Below are 21,947 nucleotides of genomic sequence, written 5' to 3' on the forward strand. Positions count from 1 at the left end.
TCTCCCTTAGTTAGCTGCGGTGATTTTACGATCTTTTGGCAAACCGAGACCGACTAATCCCAGAAGCGGCAGAAACGACACAACCACCATTGTTTCATAAACACCGATCGAATCCATCAGGATGCCGATCACTACGCCGCCGATTGCGCCCATGCCGAACGCCAGGCCAACCGTCAGCCCGGCCATTGTGCCAATTTTACTTGGCACCAATTCCTGTGCGTAAACGACTGTTACTGAAAAGCTCAGCATGATGAAAAAACCGATTAGGCCGAGCAGCAGCAGAACCGCGAACAGCGGCATATACGGCAGCAGCAAAGCGAGTGGAATTGGCACAACGAGCGACAGGACGATGACATTTTTCCGCCCGATCTTATCAGCCAGCGGACCGCCGAAGAACGTGCCCGCCGCACCCACACCCAGGAACAGGAATATGTATAACTGCCCTTGCTGAATCGTCAGACCATATGCTTCCATGAGATGAAAAATATAAAAGCTTGTAATATTCGTGACGTAAAAAGAACGCGCAAAAATGATGACCAGCAATAAAGTCAAAGCGATGCCGACCTGTTTACGGGTCATTTCCGGCAACGATGACAAGAGCACTTTCTTCACTTTCTGCAGCTTTTCCTGTTCCAGCTGATCTTTATACCAGCGTGAAATTTTGGACAGGATAAAAATCCCGAGCGCCGCAACGAATAAAAACAAGGCTGCTCCCGTCTGGCCAAGCGGCACGAGTATAAACGCGCTGATCAGCGGCGCCAGCGCCTGACCGGAATTGCCGCCGACCTGATAGATGGACTGTGACAACCCTCTTTTCGAACCCGCGGCCATATAGGACACGCGTGATCCTTCAGGATGAAACACCGCCGAACCAAAGCCCAGGAAAATAACGGACACAAGAATCATCCAATATTCCGGTGCAAAAGCGAGCCCCGCGATACCCAGGAAAGAGCTCGTCATCCCGATTGGCAAAGCATATGGCATGGGTTTTTTATCACTGATATATCCGACTACCGGCTGCAAAACAGAGGCTACCATATTTAAAGCAAAAGCGATCAGGCCCAATTGTGTAAAGGTCAATCCCATGTCTTCTTCCAATATCGGGAACATTGCGGGAATGACCGCTTGCAGGGAATCGTTCAGCAAATGGCAAGCGCCGATTGCGAACATGACCGGATAAACCGGATTCCCCGACATAGAAGTCTTTAATGCGTTCGCCATTACAGGTCCTCCAATTGAATATTATTTATGTAAATAATCATTTCAGTACCAATGCCATGCAATGGCTGATTTCTTTATTATAAAACAGTTTGGACGCAAAAAGACACCGGGGGACTCGCTCCCCAGGTGCCTCAGGCTGCTTTCAATTGCTTCCAGTTTTCGAGCCTTCTGTCCAATACGAAATTGCCGAACGGAATAAATGCCACGGCAAGAGCTCCTACGGTAAAACGAAACGGCCATCTCACTGCAAAAGTTGCGTAGATGATCATTAATACATAAACGGTAAACAGCCCGCCGTGAAGCGCGCCCACGACACTGACAGCTTCCGGCATGCCGAAAAAGTATTTCAACGGCATAGCGATAAACAAAAGAAGCAGCAAAGAGCCGCCTTCAACTATGCCCATAAAACGAAATTGATTCAATGCATTTTTCAAGGTCTTCTACTCCTTAATCATTCTATTCATCATTATAGAAGAGGAGCTTCCAACACTACAAGTGGATGGTGCGGAAAACAGACGAAAAAGCCGAAGCATCTCCAAACTTCCGTCACATGTTCCGCCTTACAGCCGGAAACTGCGGACTATGAAAAAAACCATTGATCCAAAAAGGACAATTAAAAAGGACGGCATTGTCCATGCCCCGAGCCAATCTTCCTGGCCACGGGCAAGCCGGACACTAGTCCAGGTAAAATAGGCAAAGAGAATCAAAATTTCGTTTTTCACTACATTCAGGAGAAGTTGGGAATTCTTATATTGTTCTCTTATATTATCTTTCCTCAAATTCAAGTAATTATGGAGATGCGGCTCTTTTTCCAGAAAGTACATGGCAGTCCATAGAGCGATTCCGATAAACAGCGGCAGGAAGAGCCTCCCTTTTGAACCCCAGCCATCCGCTTCACCTGCCCCGTTAAAATGAATCGGCACTGTGCCGGGAATCGATGACCACTGGATAAGCAGATAAATTATGATTGAAGCAAACGATAAAATACCCAGCCAATCAAAAAAATGTTCAAAGACCGTCTTCTCCATTTTTAATTTCGGCGGATTCTTCAATTCCTTTCAACTCCTATTGCAATCTTACGAATAATACCTTCAAATAATCGCCTTCTTTGAATTTCGGATCGACCCGAAAATCCGGCGGCAAGGAATGCTCTTCCACAATGGTGTATTTTCTTCCCAGATCCTTGAATGCCCGGTCAATGAACCCTTTGAACTTTTTCATCCCGAAAGAGGCGCTGTTTGTCGAAGCGACGATGATACCCTTGTCTTCTGTAATCGCAATCGCTTCTTTCATGAGATTCGTATAGTCTTTCGATGTACTGAATGTATATTTCTTGGAACGCGCAAAACTCGGCGGATCCAAAATCACGATATCGAATTTCAGTTCTTTGCGCTTGGCGTATTTGAAGTAGTTGAAAACATCCATGACGAGTATGTCCTGGTTTTCGTAATCGATGCCGTTGACGCTGAATTGCTCGATGGTCTTGGCATTACTTCTTTTTGCCAGATCGACGCTGGTCGTTTTATCCGCTCCGCCGAGAGCAGCCGCGACAGAGAATGCGCCGGTATAGGAAAACGTATTTAATACGGTTTTTCCTTCCGCATATTTTTCCTTGATCGCTTTGCGGACTTCCCGCTGATCCAGGAAGATGCCGGTCATCGCTCCATCATTCATGTAAACGGCGTAATTGACGCCATTCTCCTTGACGATCAGCGGGAATTCTCCGCGCTCACCCGCGACAAAATCATCATCTTCGATGTATTGCCCTTTTGTATCAAAGCGTTTTTTCTCATAAATCCCTTTGAATTCCGCCACATTTTTCAGCGCCGCAATAAATTCTTCTTTAAACGAATAAACCCCTTCGCTGTACCAGCTCACCAGGAAATAACCATCGTAATAATCGATGATTACGCCGCCGAAACCGTCGCCTTCCCCATTGAACAGCCTGAAAGCGGTAGTTTCCGGATTATTGAACATTTCACGGCGGCGGCGCAGTGCTTCGATAAGTTTCCGCTCGATGAATGCCTGGTCGATATTTTCAGATTCATTGCGGGTCAGCACCCAGCCGACGCCTTTGTTTTGATTGCCATAATAGGCTTTTGCCACAAAGCGCCCTTTGCTGTCTGTCAGATTAAGTATCACACCTTCTTCTTTTAACTGGTTGATGTTTTCAAGTGAATCTTTTGTAATCAGCGGATAGCCTCCGGCAATTTCCGTTTTGGACTGGTCTTTCAATTTTATAGTGATTTCCTGTTTCATCGAGTCTCATCCTATCTGTATTTTGCCCATTTATCCCGTATTAATGGTCAGTAAAATTCCCAATTCTTCGAGCGGGAGTTTAACTGACCCTAAAAACCCGATTGGATCAACTAACATTCAGTAAGGGCAAAAGCCCTACTGAATGAAATTTCTCTTTATCTTATAATAAGTGTATAACAAAGCCTCTCTCAATACACTTATTTCATTGGAAGAACAGCTGAGGAGGAAGAGCCATGAAGAAAAAGATCCACATCTATAACATTCTTCTGTCGAACGGGGAATGGCTGGAGAATATTCGGTTTGAAGGTCCGATTGAATACCATTTCTCCGGGGTCATGGTCAGTTTGCTTCCAGTCAAAGATGCTGCCGGCAAAACGATTGTGCTGAATATGTACCATATCGTCAAAGCCGAGCTCCTGGCTGTCGAAGAGATCGGTCCATGATAAAGGAAAAGCGTAAGCGCCCGTTTAGCTCTGAAAGGCATAAGACAGAACAGCAGAGTGGCGTCCTTTGCCACGGCAGCTGGGCTGGCTTATGACCCGAAGAGCTGGGCCGCTGGAGTCTGGACACTAGAAATGCGACAGCGCCCGTTAAGCTCTGAAAGGCATAAGACAGAACAGCAGAGTGGCGTCCTTTGCCACGGCAGCTGGGCTGACTTATGACCCGAAGAGCTGGGCCGCTGGAGTCTGGACAAATAAAAGAGGCGTTTTGTCCTGTAAAGGTGCAAAACGCCTCTTTCTTTGACTGTACCGATAAAATGACACAATCATTATCCTTATTCAGAAATCCATTCCCACGCCGCTTCCATCTGGTTAATATCGAAATGCTTAGTTTTGATGGATGGCAGATAGTCACTGGTTTCGACCAGCTTCTCGACTTTCTCATCATCGCTGATTACCGCCAATTTATTGTATTGGCTCCAGCGTTTTACATCAATTTTCATCTCCTCGAGCAACGCTTTAAAAGAAGCGCCTTCAAAATGATAAAGAATCGCGTAAAGGTTGAATTCCCCTTTTTCCGAAAACTTTTCCTGTATAACTTTATCGAGCTTCGTTAAATCATCTTGTGTTACATGGCCTTCGATTTCCACTGCAATTGTTTCCATATCTTTACTCGGTACTAAAGTCAGCATTTTTCCGCCCCTTCCATAAAATTATCGTATTATTCTATTCCCTATTCTCAGACGGTCAAACTGAAAGCTCCATGTACTCAAAGCTGATTTTTACCCACAATAAAAAACTGTTTCGCAGCCCTTTAGCTTTGAAACAGTTTCAAGTGTTATTCTCAGTTTTGATTTTCGGCTGAAGTTACATCTTCCCCACTGCTGAAGCGAGCGATGATTCCAGCTATGATAATGGTTACGAGTGCCGGCAGCAACCATCCAAGACCTTCGCTGTAAAGCGGAAGTATTGAGTTATAAAAATCTATGATCGATTGCAGCCACTGGGGATTTTCCACGCTGATCGAAGCTGTCAGCGTTTTCATTCCATCGATGGCTGCTATGAAAAATGTGACGATGATCGCTGCCGCGTAGACAAGGCGGCGGTGCTTAAACAGAGGCGACAGAAAAGCGAGCATGATCAGTACAATCGCCAGTGGATATAAGAACATCAGGACCGGGATGGAAAAAGCGATGATATTCGCGAGTCCTGCATTTGTGACGATTAATGAAAAGACGGAAAAAATGACAACATAAATTTTATAATTGATCGACGGCGTGAGTTTATTGAAAAATCCTGCATTCGCCACAATCAGGCCCACAGCCGTAGTCAGACAGGCAAGTGTGATGATTAGTGCCAGCAATAATTGGCCGAATGTGCCGAAATAATGGGCGGATGCCCCACTCAAGACCGGCCCTCCTGTTTCGAGAAGACCCAGCGTGCTTGTGCTGGTTGCGCCAAGGTAAGCGATGCCCGTATAAACGACGGCTAATAAAATCGCGGCGATTACAGCGCTCTTCAGCGTGGCTGCCAGAACCCCTTTTGCCGAATTGACCCCAAGTTTCCGCACAGCAGCGATAACGATAATACCAAAAACAAGTGATGCCAATGCATCCATTGTGTTATAGCCTTCAAGAAACCCCGTCAGAAATGGGCTGTCCGCATAATTATCCTGAGGTGCTCCGATCACTCCCATCGGCATGAATAAGGCAGCCACTAAAAGTACAGCCAACGTCACCAAAATAGCCGGCGAAAGAACCTTCCCGATTTTATTGACGATTTCCAAAGGGTTCAATGACAGCGCCAATGCGATCGCAAAGAAGATAATGGAGAAAACGAGCAATATGACCGTTCCGGAACTGTCAGCTGTAAATGGCGCGATGCCGATTTCATAAGCAACCGCGGCTGTCCGCGGCAGCGCAAAGAAAGGGCCGATCGTTAAATACAGCAAAGATGTGAAAACAAGGCCATAAATCGGATGGACCCTGCTTGAAAGATCACGCAAATCATTGCTTTTGGAATAGCCAAGCGCTAAAATTCCGAGCAATGGCAAACCTACGCCCGTAATCAGAAAGCCGGTAATGGCAATCGCCACTTCAGTTCCCGCGTATTGCCCCAATTGTGCAGGAAAAATTAGGTTGCCCGCCCCAAAAAACAGGGCAAACAGCATCATGCCGATTATAAGATAAGATTTAAAGTTCAGACTTGTATCCATCCAGGTTCCTCCTGAGGACGTAAGCATTTGGATTGAACCGTTCCCGAAATACCTTGATTCTATGCATTACATTAGCCATCTTACAATACTCAAAGCAAAATGCAACCGATGGAACCGTTAATTTTCAAAAAATCTGTCTTTTATTCTTTTATCCGTTTTAAAATTTACAGAAAAATCATTTCATGTAAAAAGTTAGAGGACTATCAGCCATCCCCTAACTTAAGTCATATCTATTTTATTCCCTCATTCAAAGCTACTGAAACAGGTTTAAGAAGTTCCATTGGAAACGGTGTATACTTCTTCAAAAGGCTGAACGATGACAAAACCGTCGCCTTGGAATTCCATCTGGATCGATTCGCCGCTGCCCCGTCCGATAAAGGTACGGAAGCTGACATCTGTGCGGAATTCCGGCGTCAGGTTGCCGGACCAGGCCACTGTTGCATTCGGGTCGGTGATTACGGGCTGCCCCGGTTTCACCAATAACGTCAACGGCTCGTAATGGGATGTGATGGCGACACGGCCCTTGCCTTTCAATGTAACGTTGAACAAGCCCCCCGCCATCATTCCCGCTACTTTCCGCATCAATTTTATTTCCCATTCAATCCCCGGTTCGAAAGCGAGAAGATCGTTGCCGTTTACCGTAATGGTTTCGTCGTTCAACTCAAAGATCGTAATCTTTTTGCCTTGATCAGCGAGATACAAGCGCCCTTGTCCGTTCGCTTTCATCAGCGACGTGCCTTCCCCCGTCAGCGCTTTTTTGAACATCGTGCCAAGCCCATGCTCCATGACGCCTTCGCGCGCAAATTTAATCTGTCCCGTGTAGGAAATCATTGATCCGGTTTTCGCCCATACCAACCCATCGAGATTCACTTCCAGAATCCTTTCCGTCTCCAGTTCGAAATAATCGTTTTCACGTTCGTCCTGCCGAGTCTTTTCGATAAACTCTCTGATTGTATAATTGCTCATTCCGATTCCTCCATTCGTTTCTATACTATACGGTTAACAGATTAAAGAAGTTTCATCGCGAATAAAACCGTTTCATCGATTCCGCAATGTTTTCGCTTTTCAATTGGTATACTGTAAAATAACATACTATGGAAAAAAGGTACTTTTAAATTCCGGGAAGAAAGGTGGCGCACACGCAATGAAATTCTTGGTATTCCTGCTTCAATTCATTTTCATATACGGTTTTTTCTTTCTTGGCCAATTGCTGCGTGAGCTGTTCAGCATTCCCTTGCCCGGAAGCATCATTGGTTTCATGCTGATGTTCGCCGCTTTAGCGCTGAAGCTATTCCCGCTGCGCTTGGTGGAATCCACCGCAACTTTACTCTTGTCTTTTTTGCCTCTCTTCTTCATCCCGGCCACTGTTGGCGTCATCAATTACTTCGACGTTTTCGCCGGCAAAGGGTTTTTCCTGATTGTCGTCGTCATCATCAGCACCTTATTGACGATGGCTGCATCCGGATCGACCAGTCAATATCTTGGCAGCCGGATTAAAGCAGGAAAGGAGCAGAAATAATGGAGAATATACTGCTTGCACTTTTTTTCATCGTATTTACGTTCGCTTCTTACTTTTTTATGAACCTTCTATATATAAGATTCCATTATTCTTATTTAATGCCTGCCTTGACCGCCACTTTTATCATTGTACTGTTCTTGTTATTGACCGGAACGCCTTATGAAACTTACATGATCGGCGGGCAATGGATCGATAGCCTTTTGGGCCCTGCCGTTGTCGCCTTGGCCATTCCGTTATATAAACAGCGGAAACTTCTGTCCGATAACCTGGTGCCAGTTCTTTCCGGTATCCTGGTTGGTGTAGTCGTCGGCATGACCACAGGAATCGGTCTGGCAAAATTATTCGGATTTTCACAGACTTTAATCCTTTCCTTGCTGCCAAAATCCATTACAACTCCAGTGGCGATGGAAGTCACTGAGCAATTGGGCGGTATCCCTTCCCTAGCGGCAGTGTTTGTCATGATTGCAGGCTTTTCCGGCATCATCATCGGTCCGGCATTTCTTAAAATACTTCATATTGAGACACCAATCGGCGTCGGCATAGGATTCGGTGCATCCGCGCATGGCATCGGCACCGCTAAAGCTTTGGAATACGGTGCACAGGAAACCTCCGTCAGTTCTGTCGCCATGTCGTTGAGCGCTGTCTTCGGTTCATTCCTTGCTCCTGTGTTCGTCTGGATTTTCTATCTATGAAATTAATACGCTCCAACCAGCGATATACTGCATATTGAGTACTGCCATTTCCACTTCATTGGCGTATAATGGATAATAATAAGAGTTTGAGAGAGGGTAGATTGAATATGCCGGTTCCAACTAATCATTCAAAACCTGTCCGTATGAGCGCGAAGGAAAGTGCCTATTCCCAGCTGGAACAATGGATTATAGATGGTACGCTGCAGCCTGGTGAAAAGTTAACCGATATTGAATTGGCCCAGGCGCTCAACCTGAGCAGAACCCCTATTCGCGAAGCGCTTCAACTGCTTGAGATGGTGGGCTTTGTGAAGATGTATCCCGGAAAAGCCACAACTGTCACAGAAGTTTTTAAAGAAGATATCAATCACCTGCTCCCCCCGCTTGCCGTTTTGCAAGCATTGGCCGGAGAGCTAGCAGTTCCGAACATCACCGACGAACAGATCAGCCGCCTGGAAGAAACCAATCGGCGTTTTGCAAAAGCCATTAATGAAAAAGACAGTTTCAACGCGCTCAAAATAGATGAAGAATTCCACCGGATCATCATTGAAGCTGCTGAGAATCCGTATATTACAATTATGCTCAGCCGGCTGCAATCCCATGTCAGAAGGCAATTTTTCCATCATTCGCTGGAGTTGTCCGAAGCCTCCCGCAACGAACACGAAGAGATTATCCAAGCTTTCAAAGACAAAGACGCCGAACGCCTCTCTTCACTGACAAAAAACAATTGGATTCGCTCTATCGAAGAAATGAACGCGAAATAAAAATTGCCATTGAAAAAAGCTGTACGGAAAGCAAATGCTTTCCGTACAGCTTTTTATAATTCCCAATTAATTTCTTACGGCTTCAACGCTTTCACCTTTTCTGCTTGAAGCGATCAAACTGGTAACAACGATTGTGATGACAGCCGGCAATAACCAGCCCAGCCCTTCATTGTACAGCGGCAGAACCGTGCCATAGAAATCGATGACCGTTTGAAGCCAGGCCGGGTTATTTACTTCAAGCGTGCCGGTCAATGTCTTGAATCCGTCAATCACTGCGATAAAGAACGTCACAGTTATCGTCGCGACATAGACAGCACGTGCGTGATTGAACAACGGCGATGTGAAGGCAAGAAGAATCAGAACGATTGCCAAAGGATACAGGAACATCAATACAGGAATCGAATACGTAATGATGTTGGAAAGACCTGCATTTGTAACCACCAATGCAAAGACAGAAAAAATGACGACAAACACTTTATAACTGATTTTCGGTGCCAGCTTATGGAAAAATTCCGCGTTGGCCACAATCAGGCCAACTGCCGTTGTCAGACACGCAAGCGAAATGATGACAGCAATCAGTAAAGCGCCGAACGTGCCGAAATAATGTGCGGATGCCCCGCTTAGCACAGGTCCGCCCGTTTCCAATAGCCCTAATGTACCCGTGCTCGTTGCACCAAGCAACGCGATTCCGGTATAAACGATAACCAGCAGCGCCGCGGCGACAAGACCACTTTTCAAGGTAGCTGTAAGAACGCCTTTTGGTGAGTTGACGCCCATTTTTCGGATAGCCGCAATGACGATGATGCCGAATACCAACGACGCCAACGCGTCCATTGTGTTATAGCCTTCGAGGAAGCCGGTCATGAAGGCATTATCAAGATAGCCTCCCTGCGGAGTTCCTGCTTCGCCCATTGGCGTGATGAACGCTGCAATCAAAAGCACTGCCAAAGTCACTAAAATTGCAGGTGACAGAAATTTACCGACACTGTCGACAATTTTAGAAGGATTCAATGAAATGAAGAGAGCAATGGCGAAAAAGATAATCGAGAAAATGAGCAGCATCGTTCCCATTGAACCGTCACCGACAAATGGGGCAATGCCGACTTCATAAGCGACAGCACCAGTTCTCGGCAATGCGAAGAACGGCCCGATCGTCAAATAAAGCAGAGAAGTGAAAAGAATGCCGTAAAGTGGATGCACACGGCTTGAAAGGTCCTGAAGATCATTGCTTTTCGAATAGCCAATTGCCAGGATTCCGAGAAGCGGCAAGCCCACACCTGTTATTAAGAATCCAAGTATTGCAATTCCGACTTCCGTTCCCGCATATTGACCCAATTGCGCGGGAAAAATCAGGTTTCCTGCTCCAAAAAACAAAGCGAACAACATCATTCCGACAACTGCGTACGACTTAAACGATAATTTACTATCCATACTTTCTCCTCCTCATTTTTCCTGTATTTGCTTTGAATGGCCATTATATATTTTCAATATAACTTTAAGACCTAAAATACATTATGCGATATATTGCATAATGCTATATTACATCCTTTTTTCTAAAAATCAACACCTTAAATCATAAATTTTCTAAAAATCTGTCTATTTCGATAAAATAGGTACTAAGTTCGTATCAAAGTGTAATTTTCTTGAAATAACAATAAATAAAAAGCAGAAAAAGTCTGAGACCCTTTCTGCTTTTCATATAAGTAAAAAATTTTTAGTATTAAACAACTTATTTGCCGATATCTCTTTTATTGAATCCAACGAATCCAATCACCATCAGCCCAATTGCGACTGCTGTCAGCACCGCCGCCTGCAGCCAATCGAACTGTTCAAGCGGGATAGCTGAAACATAACCGAAAGGCGTTGTCTTCTCCACCCATTCCGGCAACTGGAATAAGCTGCCGAGATAAATGACAAAGAAAGAAAAGCTGAGATACAGCCAGATAAAGCCCGTCAGTTTCGGCAGCCAGCCAATCAGCAGCACTGCCACCCCAATCATTGCCCATACTGCCGGCAAATAAGCGAGCGCCGCCTGATAAGCCATGGCTACGTCAAATCCCTCTTCCATTACGGCATCCGCAACTGTGCCGAGACCCAGACCAGCCAGCGAGATCATCACAAAGCTGGCAATCAATGAAATCAGCAAATAACTGCCCAGCAGGCGATTTCGCGAAACCGCTCTGCCTAAAACATGCTCGATGCGGTCGTTCTTCTCTTCGCCCCTTACCTTCAGTATGGCCATAAGCACCGGGATTGTGGCTATGATGGCCATCACTGCCATCAACGTCGGCACAAATTGCTCAACGAGCGAAAACCCTTCCATCGGCACAAGCAGATCCTGCATGAGGTCGACATCCGCAAAGAAGGATTCCATATCGCCCATCACCGAACCATAGGAGGCACCCAGCACATACATCGAGATCGCCCAGGCAATAAATCCTGTGCGCTGCAGCCGGAATGCGAGCCCAAGAGGACTCAGCAATAACGGAGAAGCGTGGATTTTCCCCGCTCTCGCCGGCAAAAACCCCGCACCCAAATCCCGGATTGAATTCAAGTACATCGCCAAACCGCCGAATAGGACGGCGGCACCAACCGTCATCAATACTGGCCACCAAATATTATTGACGTAAACTTCCGAACGGACAATCCAGCCAAGCGGCGACAGCCATGCAACAGCTTCACTCCCCACATCGCCGATCGCGCGCACAATATAGGCAAGCAGCAGAATACCGATGGATAAGCCCATCGCACTTCTAGCATTATGCGAAAGTTGGGCGCAAACAGCCGTAAGTGAAGCAAAAATCATTCCAGTTGCCCCAAGCGCGGCGCCATAAAGAAGCGAGCCTTCCAGCTCCATGCTTTCGATATTTAACGCATACAGACTGAATCCGGTAAGAATCGCCAGCACGATATTCACCAAAAACAGCACCAGCAACGTGGCAGCAACATTTGAAAGCCGTCCGACCGGCAACGATCTCACCATTTCGATGCGTCCTTCTTCTTCATCTGTGCGGGTGTGGCGAATCACCAGCAGCACACTCATCAGCCCGACGACCACCGCGGTCATCAGAAGCATCTGGTGCGCCATCATCGCGCCGCTGGTGTAATTGGCAAGTCCATACCCAGGACCGACCATCGCCGTCATGGCAGGATTCTCCATCGTTGCCGCTATGGCTTGCCGTTCCTGCGCATTTTCATAAAGCCCAATAAACGCCACCGCTGTCGCCACTGTCGCAATTACAAAGCTGAGAATCCATATCGGAATCCGAAATCGGTCGCGGCGCAGGATAAAGCGGCTTAAGCTGCCGGTTCCACTGAATAATTGATTGTTCATTACACTGCGCCCCCTGTTCCGGTCCCTTCATAATGGCGCATGAACAGTTCCTCCAAAGTCGGCGGCGCACTTTCCATGCGGATGATGCCGAAACCGCTGACGTAACGAACCACCCGGTCGAGTTCTTCCTGATCCACCTGAAATGACAATGCGCCATCTTTCTCCACGATCCCCTGTACACCTTTGACTTCAGCCAAATTCAGAATCGGCTCTTTTGTTTCCACTAGCAGCATCGTTCCCGTCAAGTGCCGAAGTTCTTTCAATGTACCCTTTTCTATAATTTTGCCTTGCCGGATGATCGCCACTTTATCGCAAAGCTGTTCAACTTCCGACAGGATATGGCTCGACAGCAAGATGCTTTTGCCTTCCGCTTTTGCTTCCCGGACACATTCCTGGAATACGCGTTCCATCAACGGATCGAGTCCTGATGTCGGCTCATCGAGAATGTAGAGATCCGCGTCTGAAGAAAGCGCCGCAACAAGAGCCACTTTTTGGCGGTTCCCTTTTGAATAGGTGCGGCATTTTTTGCTTGGATCCAAATCGAATCTGCGAATCAGTTCTTCACGCCGTGATTTATTGTTGCCGCCGCGCAGTTTGATAAATAAATCGATGACTTCCCCACCAGTCAAATTTGGCCAAAGATTGACGTCTCCCGGCACATAAGCAACACGCTTGTGAATTTCAACCGCATCTTTCCAGACATCCTTGCCGAAAATCGTCGCCTGCCCTTCCGTAGCCTTCAGGATTCCGAGCAATACACGAATGGTCGTCGACTTCCCTGCACCGTTCGGGCCAATAAATCCATAGACTTCTCCCTTGCCCACTTCAATATCCACACCATCAAGCGCCGCAAAATCCCCGAATTTTTTCGTTAAGCCTGTCGTTTTAAGAATAGTCATTGCTCCCACTCCCCTTTTTTATAAAAACTTTTCTTCAAAATCTCCAGGTATTCGTAAAATTCCTCCCAATACGGATCAAAGTCGATCGACGCTATGCTTTGCCCTCGTAACTTTTGCAGCAGTTCATTCTGGTAACCTTCAATCGACCAGCGGATCAGCTTGAATGCTTTTTGCACATCGACATCACCGCGGAACAGCGATAAATCCACGTTCTCATAAATCATCGCATTCCCCGCTTTCTGCATAGCTTCGTATTTTCCCTGTATATGCGGGGCCAGCTTAAAGTCCTCCGTCAGCATAAACGTGCCCAGGAAGTTGAATACATTTTTATTTTCTGTTTGCGCTTCAAATTTCACTTGCGAGGTATGCTTTAAGCGTTCGATAAAATCCGTTTCCGTCAGATCAATTCTGGAAAAGTACTTCTCAACGACAAAATCGAGGCTGTATTCCGCCAAAAACTCGTATAGATCCTTTTTGCTTTTAAAATAATAAAACAGCATTCCCTTGCCGATGCCAGCTTCTTTCACAATCCGGTTCGTCGAAGCTTTTTCATAGCCATGCTCCGCAAATTCCATCAACGCCGCATCCAATATTTTCTGTTGCTTCGCTTCATCGAGGCTTTTAAATTTTTCCATTATCCATCTTCGCCTCCTCGTTAGACCACCTCGGTCGACTCTAGTATAATTCTATCGACCGGGGTGGTCAATACATAATTTACAGAGAATAATAAAATTTTTAGGGGCAGCAGAAAGTTTGTTTGTATACTTCTTGATGTGAATGCTAGTCGGCTCTGGGATTTAATGTTTATGCCCAACTTGATGCAAAATACGCCCAACTTCGATTGAAATACGCCCAACTCCAGTCGGAATACGCCCAACTTTCACTCAAATACGCCCAACTCAGCAAACCCGTCACAAAAAGAGGAACCGCGACGGCTCCTTTTTGGCGAATTAATATTTACTCCCAACTTTGCTCTGTTTACTCCCAACTTCACCGGTTTTATTCCCAACTCGGCAATGCTCAGTCAATATGACCCTCGCTTTCCTTTCGTCATCCTCCCTAAAGCTCTATACTTAAAGAATAATCAGATTAATAAAGAAACAGGAGGGTATTCATGGATTATTCTTTTTCTCCGCTCGGTGACCAAGCAATCATTATTGAAGTCGGCACCTCAATAAATGAGGAAACGCAAAAAAATATACTTGCGGTATCGTCATTTCTCGAAGCGAATCCCCCACAATGGATGACTGAATGCATTCCTGCATTTACCACAATATCCGTAGTCTATAATCCTCTGCTGGCCACTTTTGAAGAAGCGAAAAACGAATTGGCATCTCTTCTAAAGAAAACTGAGGACATTGATGTGCCGCAGCCCCGTACCATCGAAATCCCTGTCTGCTACGGCGGCGACCATGGACCGGACCTTGAATTTGTAGCAGGGCACAACGGGTTGAGCCCAGAAGAAGTAATAGCGATCCATACTGGAACCAGCTATACCGTCCATATGATCGGCTTTGCTCCGGGATTTCCATATCTCGGTGGCATGTCCGAAGAAATCGCAGCGCCGCGCAGGGAATCTCCGCGCGTCACAATTCCGGAGCGCAGTGTCGGCATCGCTGGGAACCAGACCGGCGTCTATCCCATTCCAACACCAGGAGGCTGGCAATTGATCGGCCGCACACCAACGCGGCTGTTTCTGCCGGATCATGAAATTCCGAGCCTGCTGCGGGCGGGAGACATTATTGTTTTTCGTCGAATTACAGCTGAGGAATATCAAATTTTGGAGGAGAAAGAAAATGCTGACCATACATAAAAGCGGTATGCAGACAACCGTACAGGACCTTGGACGAACAGGCTTCCAAAAATATGGCGTTGTTGCGTCCGGCGCGATGGATCCTTATGCGCTGCGCATGGCCAACCTGCTCGTCGGCAATGAAGAAAGCGCTGCAGCATTGGAAATAACGTTGATGGGACCCTCTATTCAATTCGACGAAGAACACGTCATCTCCATTTGCGGAGGCGACCTCACTCCTCAATTGGATGGCAAAGCTGTAAAAAGCTGGCGGGCAGTTATTGCAACGAAAGGACAAACACTGACGTTTGGTAAGCCTCGGTCCGGCAGCCGTTGCTACGTAGCTATCGCCGGCGGAATCGTTGTTCCGGAAGTGATGGGCAGCCGCTCCACATACATGCGGGCGGAGCTGGGCGGTTATCAAGGACGCGCTTTGGAATCCGGCGACCAACTGGCAATCGGTGAAGCAGGCACCGTTCAGAAATCGGCAGCTCAAGACGCTTCCTGGTTTGTACCCTCGCCTCCTTATACTTCCGAACCGGTAATCCGAGTAACCAAAGGCCGCCAATTCGAATTGTTTTCTGAAGACAGCCGGAAACACTTTTTATCCGGATATTTTTCAGTAAATTCCCAATCGGACCGTATGGGCTATCGGCTTGACGGACCTCGCCTGGCACTTGCCGAAACGCAGGAAATGATTTCGGAAGCTGTCGCTTTCGGTTCCATCCAGGTGCCTGCGGACGGCAACCCGATTATTTTGATGGCCGATCGCCAGACAGCAGGAGGCTATCCAAAAATTGCAGAAGTCATCACCGTTGACCTTCCGCTCATCAGCCAGCTGAAACCCGGAGACCGTCTGCGGTTCAAGGAAGTCAGTATCGAAGAAGCACAGCGTCTTCTCAGACTTCAGGAAAAAACGATAAATTGTTTGAAACAGGCCATTAAATTCAAAAGGGAGGAAACAGGATGAATTTTAAAGTGGATTTGAATTGTGATATGGGTGAGAGTTTCGGTGTTTACAAAATTGGCCGGGATGAAGAAATCCTGGATTATGTAAATTCGGCTAACATCGCCTGCGGTTTTCACGCCGGGGATCCAGCTACAATGCGCAAAACTGTTCGCCTGGCGCTCGAAAAGGATGTAGTCATCGGTGCGCATCCTGGCTTTCAGGATCTGCCGGGATTCGGCCGCCGTAACCTGCAGCTGTCAGCGGAGGAAATCTATGACATCGTCGTTTACCAAATTGGCGCCCTGTCAGCTTTCGTCAATGCGGAAGGCGGTATTCTGCAACACGTCAAAGCCCATGGCGCCCTCTATAATATGGCCGCCAGAGATTCCATTTATGCCGAAGCCATTGCGGAGGCCGTCTATGACGTAAATCCCGCATTGATCCTCTATGGACTTGCCGGCAGTGAACTGATTACAGCAGGCAATGAAATCGGCCTGCGGACCGCAAGCGAAGTATTCTCCGACCGCACATACCAGAAAGATGGCTCTCTTACACCCCGCTCCGAAGCCAATGCCTTAATCACTGATTCCACTGAAGCGATTGAACGTGTCGTGCGGATGGTGCGTGAAGGCAAAGTGCTGACAGTCGAGGGAACCGATGCCGAATTGAAAGCCGATACAATTTGCATCCACGGAGACGGGGCAAATGCCCTGAGCTTTGCGGAACAAATCTCTAAATCGCTGGCGGAAGCTGGAATTAAAACCGATAGAGTTTCTAATATTATTTAGCCCAACAAAAAAAGACATCCTTTATCTCTCATTGGGACAATAAAGGATGTCTTTCATTTTATTCGTTAACTTATTTCATTTCATTTTCCAATGCGCTTTGAATCCCTCTCACTATCTGCTCCAGATAAGATTGTTCGTGCGGCACGAGATCCGTCAATGCAATACTCTTCTGTGACGGCGTTTTCGCCGCGCCAAGTTCCCCTGCACTTTCGATTCTTTCTGTAACACCGATGCATAAATCCACAAAGTCCTGAAAATCAAATTTGAACATGCCCGCTACTTCTTCTTTTTGGAAGCGATAGGCTCCGTCCAAATTCTGCGTTGTTAGATACAGAAACACATGACATCGTTCATTGTCTATGAAATCCTCCATCGAGAGCTGGTCTTTAATGACACCGAGCGGCAACAACTCGCCGTACTTCACATCGATGCCCAGTTCTTCTTGGACTTCTCTGACTCCATCCCTGACTGATTCGTGCGCAAGGATGTGCCCGGCAGCGCTGATGTCAAGCAGGCCGGGAAAATCCTTTTTGTCTGCGCTGCGCAATTGCAGGTGGATATACGGCGTTCCGTCCTCGATTTCCACAATCCAGCAATGGAATGTCTCATGCCACAAGCCCCTTTTATGTATTTCTTCACGCGAAGCAATTCCGATTGGCGTGCCATCTTCCTCACAGGCCATAATCATTTCTTCATTCATTTGTTCAAACCTCTTTTCTTCAATGAAACAGAAAAGGCCTCAGGATACAGAAGATTCGCTGAGACCCTTAAAATATTCCAGCGATTCTTTTAACAGCGTTTTATCATAACCGCTCTTCTCATGGATCCGCTCCGCCTATTCTTCAATCGATGCAAGCGGCGGATCTTCAAACAGCCCCTGGCTGGTGCTTAAAAAACTTTTCCAATCATCGAATTCCCAGTGCGCCGTTTCATTCCCCCATGGTAAACGCACTTCCAGCAGCGGTTTCGGATATACATGGCTCTGCGAAAAATCCGCCGCCGTCATAAATTCCTCCATCGGCACCGGAACCGCTGAATAAACCTGTGTCGAAAACTTGCCGTTCGGCCGGTGATAAACCACTTTAAAATTATCACTTTCCGGCAGCACCTGCACTTCAGCGCCCGGAAAAAAGCCTGTTAATTTTTCATCTGTGTAAGCCTCATCGTCACCATCGATCAAAACCGGCTGCAGCCATTGGTCACCCAGATCACATAAGAACCTGCGTCCCTCGCGGTCAACTGCCATGACCGCCGCATGATCATCACCAGTCCCGAGCTCACTGCCGATTGGATAAGCTTCGACCCCCGCTTCTTTAAATGCATCCAATAACCAGATGGCCAAGTCAAAGCAATTCCCTGTGACGCCGAACTGTTCACGATGCTGTTTCATCGTTTCAACATCTCTTTGCTTCCGGTTCCCCTGTGTCGAATAGAGCCACGCCTTCGTCAGTGTTTCCATCGGAAAATCGTCGAATTTACGCCAGACCGCCAATATCTCCTCAGATGCTTTCATTTCTTCCACCCGCCTTGTTTCACTGTCTTTCTTTTCCGGTAAACCATAAAAGCAATTATCGCGAATACAATAAAACCCGCCAGCGGCAAAAGCCATCCGTTCCGGCTGAGCAAATCCACTTCTTCTGTCGGTTCCTGGCCTTCTCCCAATACCGCAAAATCTCCTTGCGCCTGGCTTAAAACAGCTGTGCGGTCACAAATAATGGTCGACAATGAATTTAATCCGTAGCTATTTGATTTCACCGCATAGATTAAATATTCCTGCCCCATATTGAAATCGAAGCCGCAATCCCCGCCGCCTTGGCCAGTAGTGATCTTCACCTGTGTTTGTTCGATCCCTTTCCAGGTCTTGGCGACTTCGAAAATCACCATTTTGGAAGGTACGGACAATAAAGGCGGCTTCTCTTCTATCGAAATCACTTTTCCGCTGAACACTGCATCCGAGCGGCTCAACTCTTCCTCGACGCCTGGAGGTTGTTCACAGGAACAGGCACTGGCTGCTGCAGGCCAACCGACTGCCCCAGCAATCATTACAGCAATCATTAAAAACAACAGTATATTTTTCACAGCCGACCGCCCTCTCGCCCAAATTGCAGCTTCTTTACTCTATTAGTAGCAATTCCTTCGAAAAGGTTTCTCTAAAAAGCTGCCGCAATGAAATTCCGGGCGGCAGCTGCTGTGATTCAGCTATTCACTTATTGTCCGTTGCTCTGACTTCTCCGGTTTCCACTAATTGTTTCAACCCTTCAAACATCTTGTCCCAGCCTTCTTCTGACTGTTCGCTGTACTCTTTCATCGCGTTCTTGATGTCTTCAGGTCCCCAGCTTTCTTCGTGAGGCACAACAATCTCCTGTTTAAAAGTCATTTCACATGCTTTCCCAACCGGCGATACCCACACAATTATTTGGTCCTGCAAGTCGTTGAATTGCGGCATTTCAAAAGTGAATCCCAGCCGGTGAGGCGCGTCGATTTCCAAATACTCGCCTGTCGCGCGGTATTCCTCCCCTTCCCGCTGGTCAACGATTTCCCATTTTCCGCCCACCCGGAAATCGTTTCTTGCCACCACATTCGTGTCTTCCGTCGTAAACAGCCATTTTTTCATCAGCTCCGGCTTTGTCCAGGCTTTGAATACATCATTTGAGTTTGCGTTGATCCTCCGGGCCATCGTCAGCACAATTGTCGCTGTCTTTTTCATTTTTTCGCTCCTTTCTTCTTTAATTAACCGAATGTTCTTGTAATTTATTCTAGCATACTTCCGCGCTGTCCCTGCTGATATAAAAAAAGCTGACACTGCGAAATTTCGCGGCGTCAGCTTCCCTTGCAATAATGCTCAATCTGCATATGAACCTTTTCTTTGGCGGATCTGATAATAATTAAGATGCTTGAATAATTGCGATGACGTTTCCTGATCGATTGTAAAACCTACACCGTATTCGACTCTGTCATTTCTCGTCGACTTCCTCACAATGGCTCCTTCAAGCAAAAACGCCTGTTCCAGTATTTCGAAACTGCATTCGAGCCGTTCGCCCATCGGTATATTGACCGGCGATGTAAATCTCATGCCGTTTACACTGATATTGTCCACTATTATAGACATTGGAGCTTCCCCGAGGCGGGTGATTTTGCCATTGACCGATTCATGAAAAATTACACGGAAAAACTCGCGGCGATTTTCGCTCATTTCTTTCTCCCCTCAATCTTCTCTCTTTTTTAACCATGCAAAAGCAGGAAATTAAGCGGGAAGACCCTTTTTAACTTCAGACACCACTTTTACATGTATAAATTAATCAGTAAGCCTTTGATTTCTCCAATTGACTGGAGTGTATCCAAGCCTTCCTTTTCATTATTTAACACTTCGTCCTGAAGTTCAATCAATTTTTTGTCAATGACTTCCACTATTTGATGATTTTTCATGCCACCACCAGGAGAAAAGCTTTGTTTTTCAGTTAATTGTATACCAAAACTTAGGGCTTCTCTCATAAATTCTTTTACAAGATTTTTATAGTCACGCAGATTTTCGAAGGTACGCTGCTCCCCCAGCTTTTCTCCCTGAGCGTCAACACGGCTCATCAATTGATGCAAGGCATCCAGCTGCAATTTCGATTGCGACTTTTTCATGACGTTGGCAAAAGAGTCAATTGACTTGTTTTCCACTGTATTTTTCTGAAACCGGTCCCCCGGAATTTTCGTTTGGCTTTCAATGCGCATAGCAGTCACCCCATCTTACTTCTGATAGCTTTGTTTCTTTTTATACATATTAATGATCAATTCGATTTCTCCGCGTTCTGCCGCAACCACTTTGGCAATTTGCGCAGGGGCGAATCCTTGTTTATGCAATTGTTCAATTTTTTCATTTTCCGGCAGGTCCGGATCGACTGCCGGTTCTGCAGGCTTAGCTGTTTTCTTCTGTTTCGCTATTTTGGTTTTGGGCGCAACTGGCGCCTCGTCCGCTGTATGAGCGTCGGTACCGCTTCCGATTTTCAGCTCCAGTTCACGCATCCGTTCTTCCATGCGGCTTTCTTTTTGGGCAATATGCTCCACCAGCCGGTTATAGAGTTCATCATTTTCCTGCTCGAGATTCGCTACAAACTCTTCCATGCTGGCATTGACTGCTTCCGCGTCTTCCAGCATGATTTTGCGCTGTTTCTGGAATTGATTCAGCGCGATAAACGATCGTATATTCACGGCTATCGCCAATAAAATAAGTAAAATCAGCAGCCATTCCATGGCTATCACCTGTCTTTCTATAACATGCGCAACTTAATAATATTCGTGGACCGAGAGAGTCGCTGAATGCAGACGCAAAATTGCTTTTGAATGCAATTGCGAAACACGCGAAACGCTGACACCCAGAACTTCAGCAATTTCCGTCAACTTCAAGTCTTCGAAGTAGCACAGGGAAACGACGATCTTTTCTTTTTCAGGCAAACGCCCGATTGCTGCGGTTAACGCTTCCTTAATGGTCCGTTCGTAGAGACGGCGTTCCGGTGAACCCGCATCGCCGTTTCCGACTATATTGTATTTGCCTACCTGATTATTGTCTTCGAAAGGATTCTCATCCATGGAAATCATCGTCGATAACGCTGCTTCCGATACGGTTTTATTGAGTTCGGCTTTGGAAATGCCGAGATATTTGCTGACTTCGGCATCAGTAACCGAATGATTGTTTTCCTGTTCAAGAATCGCATACGCTTTTTCGATTTTCTTCACTTTCTCACGCACAGAACGCGGCAGCCAGTCACTATGCCGCAGCCCGTCGATGATCGCGCCTTTGATTCTCCATGCCGCATAGGTTTCGAACTTCAGGTCCCGCTCCAGGTTGAATTTATCAAATGCGTCAAGAAGCCCTTCGAAAGCCAGGCTGCGTATGTCATCTTTGTCCACTGTTTTCGGCAGGCTGATCATAAAGCGCTGTGTCACATAATCAACCAGCGGCATGTAGCGTTCGACGAGGTAATTCCCGGCTTCCGGATCACGTCCCTGCTGCCAGCTTTCCCAGTGTTCCAATTCCTCTTTTGATAATTTTTCATTCAACAAGCGTTTCACCACCATTTTTTTGATACCGC

The 21,947-nt window shown here is 46.7% G+C and carries 26 protein-coding genes; 7 read left to right on the top strand and 19 right to left on the bottom strand.

The window, feature by feature from the left end; all coding sequences use genetic code 11:
- Nucleotides 1-6 precede the first annotated feature (6 nt).
- The 4 genes from AC2Q9J_RS12220 to AC2Q9J_RS12235 all read right to left on the bottom strand — a co-directional run bounded on the left by AC2Q9J_RS12220 (nt 7) and on the right by AC2Q9J_RS12235 (nt 3,480).
- Complete coding sequence (locus AC2Q9J_RS12220; RefSeq protein ID WP_499040272.1) at nt 7-1,221, bottom strand: MFS transporter; 1,215 nt, start codon at nt 1,219-1,221, stop codon at nt 7-9.
- Nucleotides 1,222-1,352: 131 nt separating this feature from the next.
- Nucleotides 1,353-1,655 (bottom strand): DUF3817 domain-containing protein, encoded by a 303-nt coding sequence (locus AC2Q9J_RS12225; RefSeq protein ID WP_499040274.1) that lies wholly within the window; start codon nt 1,653-1,655, stop codon nt 1,353-1,355.
- Nucleotides 1,656-1,781: 126 nt separating this feature from the next.
- Entirely contained in the window at nt 1,782-2,273 is a 492-nt protein-coding gene (locus AC2Q9J_RS12230) for a DUF1648 domain-containing protein (RefSeq protein ID WP_499040276.1), read from the bottom strand.
- A gap of 13 nt (nt 2,274-2,286) precedes the next feature.
- Nucleotides 2,287-3,480: a class I SAM-dependent rRNA methyltransferase gene (locus AC2Q9J_RS12235; protein ID WP_499040278.1), complete on the bottom strand. Its 1,194-nt coding sequence runs from the start codon at nt 3,478-3,480 to the stop codon at nt 2,287-2,289.
- A gap of 233 nt (nt 3,481-3,713) precedes the next feature.
- Between AC2Q9J_RS12235 and AC2Q9J_RS12240 the strand changes: the two genes are divergently transcribed.
- Nucleotides 3,714-3,923 (top strand): hypothetical protein, encoded by a 210-nt coding sequence (locus AC2Q9J_RS12240; RefSeq protein ID WP_499040280.1) that lies wholly within the window; start codon nt 3,714-3,716, stop codon nt 3,921-3,923.
- 332 nt (nt 3,924-4,255) lie between these two features.
- On the opposite strand, the gene AC2Q9J_RS12245 is transcribed toward AC2Q9J_RS12240, so the two are convergent.
- The 3 genes from AC2Q9J_RS12245 to AC2Q9J_RS12255 all read right to left on the bottom strand — a co-directional run bounded on the left by AC2Q9J_RS12245 (nt 4,256) and on the right by AC2Q9J_RS12255 (nt 7,101).
- On the bottom strand, nt 4,256-4,612 hold the full coding sequence (locus AC2Q9J_RS12245) for a SpoIIAA family protein (protein ID WP_499040282.1): 357 nt from the start codon (nt 4,610-4,612) through the stop codon (nt 4,256-4,258).
- A gap of 152 nt (nt 4,613-4,764) precedes the next feature.
- Nucleotides 4,765-6,135: a branched-chain amino acid transport system II carrier protein gene (brnQ, locus tag AC2Q9J_RS12250; RefSeq protein WP_499040284.1), complete on the bottom strand. Its 1,371-nt coding sequence runs from the start codon at nt 6,133-6,135 to the stop codon at nt 4,765-4,767.
- Between the two features lie 267 nt (nt 6,136-6,402).
- Nucleotides 6,403-7,101 (bottom strand): AIM24 family protein, encoded by a 699-nt coding sequence (locus AC2Q9J_RS12255; RefSeq protein WP_499040285.1) that lies wholly within the window; start codon nt 7,099-7,101, stop codon nt 6,403-6,405.
- 178 nt (nt 7,102-7,279) lie between these two features.
- On the opposite strand from AC2Q9J_RS12255, the gene AC2Q9J_RS12260 reads away from it, so the two are divergent.
- The 3 genes from AC2Q9J_RS12260 (at nt 7,280) to AC2Q9J_RS12270 (ending at nt 9,107) form a co-directional block, all read left to right on the top strand.
- Nucleotides 7,280-7,654: a CidA/LrgA family protein gene (locus AC2Q9J_RS12260; RefSeq protein ID WP_499040286.1), complete on the top strand. Its 375-nt coding sequence runs from the start codon at nt 7,280-7,282 to the stop codon at nt 7,652-7,654.
- The gene (locus AC2Q9J_RS12265) at nt 7,654-8,346 is read left to right on the top strand and encodes an LrgB family protein (protein ID WP_499040288.1); all 693 of its coding nucleotides are present in this window, start codon (nt 7,654-7,656) and stop codon (nt 8,344-8,346) included. The genes AC2Q9J_RS12260 and AC2Q9J_RS12265 overlap by 1 nt, the downstream gene beginning before the upstream one ends.
- Before the next feature lie 107 nt (nt 8,347-8,453).
- Nucleotides 8,454-9,107, top strand: coding sequence for a GntR family transcriptional regulator (locus AC2Q9J_RS12270; protein ID WP_499040289.1), 654 nt, complete (start codon nt 8,454-8,456; stop codon nt 9,105-9,107).
- A gap of 66 nt (nt 9,108-9,173) precedes the next feature.
- Here the strand turns inward: AC2Q9J_RS12270 and brnQ (AC2Q9J_RS12275) are convergent, their stop codons facing one another.
- From brnQ (AC2Q9J_RS12275) to AC2Q9J_RS12290, 4 genes are all read right to left on the bottom strand, one after another.
- Entirely contained in the window at nt 9,174-10,538 is a 1,365-nt protein-coding gene (brnQ, locus tag AC2Q9J_RS12275) for a branched-chain amino acid transport system II carrier protein (protein ID WP_499040291.1), read from the bottom strand.
- Nucleotides 10,539-10,836: 298 nt separating this feature from the next.
- A complete protein-coding gene (locus AC2Q9J_RS12280) occupies nt 10,837-12,441 on the bottom strand; it encodes an ABC transporter permease (protein ID WP_499040293.1) in 1,605 nt (534 codons plus the stop codon).
- The gene (locus AC2Q9J_RS12285) at nt 12,441-13,340 is read right to left on the bottom strand and encodes an ABC transporter ATP-binding protein (protein WP_499040295.1); all 900 of its coding nucleotides are present in this window, start codon (nt 13,338-13,340) and stop codon (nt 12,441-12,443) included. Before AC2Q9J_RS12285 ends, AC2Q9J_RS12280 begins: the two co-directional genes overlap by 1 nt.
- Complete coding sequence (locus AC2Q9J_RS12290; RefSeq protein ID WP_499040297.1) at nt 13,337-13,975, bottom strand: TetR/AcrR family transcriptional regulator; 639 nt, start codon at nt 13,973-13,975, stop codon at nt 13,337-13,339. Before AC2Q9J_RS12290 ends, AC2Q9J_RS12285 begins: the two co-directional genes overlap by 4 nt.
- 479 nt (nt 13,976-14,454) lie before the next feature.
- Here AC2Q9J_RS12290 and pxpB point away from each other — a divergent pair, with 479 nt between their 5' ends.
- From pxpB to AC2Q9J_RS12305, 3 genes are read left to right on the top strand one after another with little or no spacing between them, the layout of a single operon-like run.
- Nucleotides 14,455-15,153, top strand: coding sequence for a 5-oxoprolinase subunit PxpB (gene pxpB, locus AC2Q9J_RS12295; RefSeq protein ID WP_499040299.1), 699 nt, complete (start codon nt 14,455-14,457; stop codon nt 15,151-15,153).
- A complete protein-coding gene (locus AC2Q9J_RS12300) occupies nt 15,137-16,102 on the top strand; it encodes a 5-oxoprolinase subunit C family protein (RefSeq protein WP_499040301.1) in 966 nt (321 codons plus the stop codon). Before pxpB ends, AC2Q9J_RS12300 begins: the two co-directional genes overlap by 17 nt.
- Entirely contained in the window at nt 16,099-16,869 is a 771-nt protein-coding gene (locus tag AC2Q9J_RS12305; RefSeq protein ID WP_499040302.1) for a LamB/YcsF family protein, read from the top strand. The genes AC2Q9J_RS12300 and AC2Q9J_RS12305 overlap by 4 nt, the downstream gene beginning before the upstream one ends.
- A 70-nt stretch (nt 16,870-16,939) precedes the next feature.
- Here the strand turns inward: AC2Q9J_RS12305 and AC2Q9J_RS12310 are convergent, their stop codons facing one another.
- From AC2Q9J_RS12310 to AC2Q9J_RS12345, 8 genes are all read right to left on the bottom strand, one after another.
- Nucleotides 16,940-17,569: an NUDIX hydrolase gene (locus tag AC2Q9J_RS12310; protein WP_499040303.1), complete on the bottom strand. Its 630-nt coding sequence runs from the start codon at nt 17,567-17,569 to the stop codon at nt 16,940-16,942.
- Between the two features lie 135 nt (nt 17,570-17,704).
- Nucleotides 17,705-18,382, bottom strand: coding sequence for a hypothetical protein (locus AC2Q9J_RS12315; RefSeq protein WP_499040305.1), 678 nt, complete (start codon nt 18,380-18,382; stop codon nt 17,705-17,707).
- Nucleotides 18,379-18,948: a hypothetical protein gene (locus tag AC2Q9J_RS12320; protein ID WP_499040306.1), complete on the bottom strand. Its 570-nt coding sequence runs from the start codon at nt 18,946-18,948 to the stop codon at nt 18,379-18,381. Before AC2Q9J_RS12320 ends, AC2Q9J_RS12315 begins: the two co-directional genes overlap by 4 nt.
- 124 nt (nt 18,949-19,072) lie before the next feature.
- Nucleotides 19,073-19,576: an SRPBCC family protein gene (locus AC2Q9J_RS12325; protein WP_499040308.1), complete on the bottom strand. Its 504-nt coding sequence runs from the start codon at nt 19,574-19,576 to the stop codon at nt 19,073-19,075.
- A gap of 135 nt (nt 19,577-19,711) precedes the next feature.
- A complete protein-coding gene (locus tag AC2Q9J_RS12330; protein WP_499040310.1) occupies nt 19,712-20,062 on the bottom strand; it encodes a PilZ domain-containing protein in 351 nt (116 codons plus the stop codon).
- Nucleotides 20,063-20,151: 89 nt separating this feature from the next.
- Nucleotides 20,152-20,589 (bottom strand): YaaR family protein, encoded by a 438-nt coding sequence (locus AC2Q9J_RS12335; RefSeq protein ID WP_499040311.1) that lies wholly within the window; start codon nt 20,587-20,589, stop codon nt 20,152-20,154.
- A 15-nt stretch (nt 20,590-20,604) separates the two neighbouring features.
- On the bottom strand, nt 20,605-21,108 hold the full coding sequence (locus tag AC2Q9J_RS12340) for a DUF6115 domain-containing protein (RefSeq protein ID WP_499040313.1): 504 nt from the start codon (nt 21,106-21,108) through the stop codon (nt 20,605-20,607).
- A gap of 33 nt (nt 21,109-21,141) precedes the next feature.
- Entirely contained in the window at nt 21,142-21,918 is a 777-nt protein-coding gene (locus AC2Q9J_RS12345) for a FliA/WhiG family RNA polymerase sigma factor (RefSeq protein WP_499040315.1), read from the bottom strand.
- Nucleotides 21,919-21,947 lie beyond the last annotated feature (29 nt).

The organism is Planococcus sp. RAB007_Raresut (genome assembly GCF_057369535.1).